We start from the raw sequence: 3,347 nt of genomic DNA, 5'->3' as shown, positions 1-3,347 counted from the left end.
ACCCAACGCTGTCGCCGCGTGCAATAACAGCCCACGCTGAGCCTCGGCTTCACTGAGCAAGGGCTGCTGCAAAATGGCCGGAGGAATCACCCGCTCCGGCAAATCATAAAGCCGTTCGAAACCACGGCGCCCCGCCACCGTCACTTCACCCGCGGCAAACAACCATTCCAGCGCGTGCTTTTCCGCACTCCAGTCCCACCACGGCCCGGCCCGTTCCTGACGGGTCGACAGACTCCCGGCACCCAATGCACCGAGTTCTTCGACCGACGCCAATACCCGACGAATCGTGCCCTGCTGCTCACGTCCGAAACGCGCCAATTGCTGATAGATGTCTTCGCCGCGACTTGCGCGCTGCATGCGCCAGCGCATCAGGGGATACATTGACATAGGCAACAACGACGCTTCATGCCCCCAATATTCAAACAAAGCACGACGCCGGCCCTGACTCCAGGCGGCCTGGTCGAGCAAATCAAAGGAGTAGTTACCGAGGCGGGAAAACAAGGGAAGGTAGTGCGAACGCACCAACGCATTGACCGAATCGATCTGCAGAATGCCCAGCCGTTCGATCAGCCGGTTGAGTTGAACCGCTTTGATCGCCGCTGGCGGCTGGCGCCCGTTGAACCCTTGGGCAGCCAGTGCCAGACGTCGAGCCTGTTTATTGGAAAAGGACAACGTTGCGGGCATGAATACCTCCGTGTCTGCTCGCAACCTACCTCACCAGAGAGGGGTTTGTGTAGCAATGGCCTCATCATTTATGCATCGGATCATCCCAGAACGGTCTGACCGATTCATGTTCAACATCGGCGCGACTCATGCCGATGTCCTTCAGTGCTTCATCGCTCAAACTCGCCAGCAGCTCGCGCTCGCGATGAAGTTCGTACCAGCGACTAACTTTGTGCAGCAGATCGGATACCACGTGAATTGAGAATTTTTCTGCCGTTACATGCTCGTTATGACCTTTCATCTTGTTGTCCTCCGTTGGGGATGGCCCAAGTCTCGCCCCGGGGATAAGATCAATCCAACGAATGTTTCTGATGGAACCCATCTCGGAGATTGATGGATGTCAGCTTTCCCCAGTATCGATACGGATGTGCTGCGGACCTTTGTCGCCATCGCCGACCAGGGTGGTTTTACCCGTGCCGGCGAATTGGTCAATCGCACGCAATCGGCGGTGAGCATGCAGATGAAGCGTCTTGAGGAAGACGTGTTGCAGCGCCAGTTGTTCGAACGCGATGGGCGTCAGGTCAAACTGACCGCCGAAGGCCAGGTTTTGCTGGGGTATGCGCGGCGCATCCTCAAACTCCACAGCGAGGTCTTTAATACGCTGCGTGAGCCGCACATGGTCGGCACCGTGCGCATCGGTACGCCGGACGATTACGTGATGCGCTTTCTGCCGGGGATTTTGTCGCGCTTCGCCAAGAGCTATCCGCTGATCCAGATCGAGGTTCACTGCGAATCATCAAAACAATTGCTGCAACGTCAGGACCTGGACCTGTCCATCGTGACCCGCGAGCCCGGCACCGAGATTGGCCAGTTGCTGCGCAAGGAACGTTTCGTCTGGGCCGAGGCACAATGCTTCAGCGCCCATGAACAGACCCCGCTGCCATTGGCGATGTTCAACAGTGATTGTTTCTGTCGGCTGTGGGCCTGCAATGCGCTGGATGCAATGGACCGCGATTACCGCATTGCCTACAACAGTTCGAGCCTGTCGGCATTGATGGCCGTGGTCAGCGCCGGGTTGGCGGTGACCGCGCAACTGGAAAGCCTGATCACCCCGGACATGCGCATCCTCGGAGACGCCGAAGGCCTGCCTCAGCTGCCGGAAGCCTGCATCATGCTCGTGCGCAACCTGCACAACCCGTCACCGATCACCGAGTGCCTGGCCGAGCACATCGTCGAAGGCTTCAAACTTTAAACCCGAGCATCACCGCGCAGCACACCAGAAAGCCGCAGAACAACCCGCGCAGCAGTCGCTCCGGCAGGGCGTGGGCGATCTTCACTCCCCAACTGATGCTCATCAGCCCGCCGATGGCCAATGGCACGCCAATAAGCCAGTCCACTTGATGGTGCACGGCGTAAGTCACCAAAGTAACGCCAGTGCTGGGTAACGCCAGTGCCAGCGATAACCCTTGGGCCACCACTTGGCTGGTGCCAAACACACTGGTCAACACCGGCGTCGCCACCACGGCCCCGCCCACACCAAACAAGCCGCCCATGGTCCCGGAGGCCGCTCCGAGCACACCCAGCCATGGCCATGCGTAATGCATCTGCGTAGAGGCCGGTGTGTTGGTGATAAACATGCGCGCCAGGTTGTAGGCCGACAGGGCAACCAGAAACGCGACAAAACCGATTCGCATGGTTTGAGCGTCGATGCCGACCGCCCAGATCGATCCGATCCAGGCAAAACAGAAGCCCATCGACGCCAAGGGCAACGCATGGCGCAATTCAATGCGATTGCGCTGGTGATAGCGCCACAGCGCCAGCATGACGTTGGGCACTACCATCACCAGCGCTGTACCTTGGGCAATCTGTTGATCAAGCCCGAACAGCACGCCCAGCAGTGGAATCGCGATCAAGCCGCCGCCGATGCCGAACAAACCGCCGAGGGTGCCCAAGGCCGCGCCGAAAACCAGATACATCACGAACTCGATCACAGACGATTTCCCTTTTGTCAGGGTGTTCATCTTACGCATTCAGCTATCTGGCGCAGCAAAAATACCTTGGAGTGCCAATCCGTCCAGAATTATCTGGCGCATTAAAGATTCGCCCGCTAGATTCTGAGGATCACCGATCAAGGCTTTTGAAATGACCACCGAACGCGACACCCTGGATAATTGCGAACACTTGCTGCTGGATAACCAAGCCTGCTTCGCCCTGCACTCGACTTCGCTACTGATGACCAAAGTTTATAAACCGCTGCTGCAAGCGCTGGGCCTGACCTATCCGCAATACCTGGCGATGATGGTGCTGTGGGAGCGCGATGGTCTGACCGTCGGTGAAATCAGCACGCGACTGCTGACCGACCCCGGCTCACTGACGCCGCTGCTCAAGCGCCTGGAAGTCGAAGGTTTGCTCAGCCGCACCCGCAGCCGCGAAGATGAACGGGTGGTGATCGTCGAACTCACCGAACAGGGCCGCGCCCTGCGAGACAAGGCACGCAGCATTCCGCAGTGCATCCTCGGCGCCAGCGGGATGTCGGTGGAGAGGCTGAACAAGCTGCAAGCGGAGCTGCAAGTGCTGCGCAGCAATCTGCAAGACAGCCTCTGAACCTCCAGCCAACACAAATCCCCCTGTGGGAGCGAGCCTGCTCGCGATAGCGGTGTGACAGACGGAAAAATGGTTGACTG

Annotated in this window: 5 protein-coding genes; 2 read left to right on the top strand and 3 right to left on the bottom strand. The window is 58.5% G+C overall.

Going from position 1 to position 3,347, the window contains the following annotated elements; all coding sequences use genetic code 11:
• Positions 1-684, bottom strand: a 684-nt coding sequence (locus AC1DSG_RS29350; protein ID WP_477793997.1) for a DNA glycosylase AlkZ-like family protein, incomplete at its 3' end; no start/stop codon positions are given.
• A 64-nt stretch (positions 685-748) separates the two neighbouring features.
• Positions 749-964 carry a DUF1127 domain-containing protein gene (locus tag AC1DSG_RS29345; RefSeq protein WP_477793996.1) on the bottom strand — a complete coding sequence of 72 codons (216 nt, stop codon included), beginning with the start codon at positions 962-964 and terminating at the stop codon, positions 749-751.
• Between the two features lie 96 nt (positions 965-1,060).
• Here AC1DSG_RS29345 and AC1DSG_RS29340 point away from each other — a divergent pair, with 96 nt between their 5' ends.
• Positions 1,061-1,915 carry a LysR substrate-binding domain-containing protein gene (locus tag AC1DSG_RS29340; protein ID WP_477793995.1) on the top strand — a complete coding sequence of 285 codons (855 nt, stop codon included), beginning with the start codon at positions 1,061-1,063 and terminating at the stop codon, positions 1,913-1,915.
• Here AC1DSG_RS29340 and AC1DSG_RS29335 read toward each other — a convergent pair.
• Positions 1,905-2,654 carry a sulfite exporter TauE/SafE family protein gene (locus AC1DSG_RS29335; protein WP_477793998.1) on the bottom strand — a complete coding sequence of 250 codons (750 nt, stop codon included), beginning with the start codon at positions 2,652-2,654 and terminating at the stop codon, positions 1,905-1,907. The two genes, AC1DSG_RS29340 and AC1DSG_RS29335, sit on opposite strands and share 11 nt — an antisense overlap.
• A gap of 151 nt (positions 2,655-2,805) precedes the next feature.
• On the opposite strand from AC1DSG_RS29335, the gene AC1DSG_RS29330 reads away from it, so the two are divergent.
• Complete coding sequence (locus tag AC1DSG_RS29330) at positions 2,806-3,267, top strand: MarR family winged helix-turn-helix transcriptional regulator (protein WP_477793994.1); 462 nt, start codon at positions 2,806-2,808, stop codon at positions 3,265-3,267.
• The last annotated feature ends 80 nt before the right edge of the window (positions 3,268-3,347 follow it).

It is taken from the genome of Pseudomonas sp. P5_A12 (assembly GCF_056400685.1).
This window is presented reverse-complemented; position numbering and strand designations above follow the sequence as displayed.

What these genes read in the sequence shown, in the direction of transcription:
- AC1DSG_RS29345 (WP_477793996.1), bottom strand. Translation starts at nt 964, where the DNA reads ATGAAAGGTCATAACGAGCATGTAACGGCAGAAAAATTCTCAATTCAC.
- AC1DSG_RS29340 (WP_477793995.1), top strand. Translation starts at nt 1,061, where the DNA reads ATGTCAGCTTTCCCCAGTATCGATACGGATGTGCTGCGGACCTTTGTC.
- AC1DSG_RS29330 (WP_477793994.1), top strand. Translation starts at nt 2,806, where the DNA reads ATGACCACCGAACGCGACACCCTGGATAATTGCGAACACTTGCTGCTG.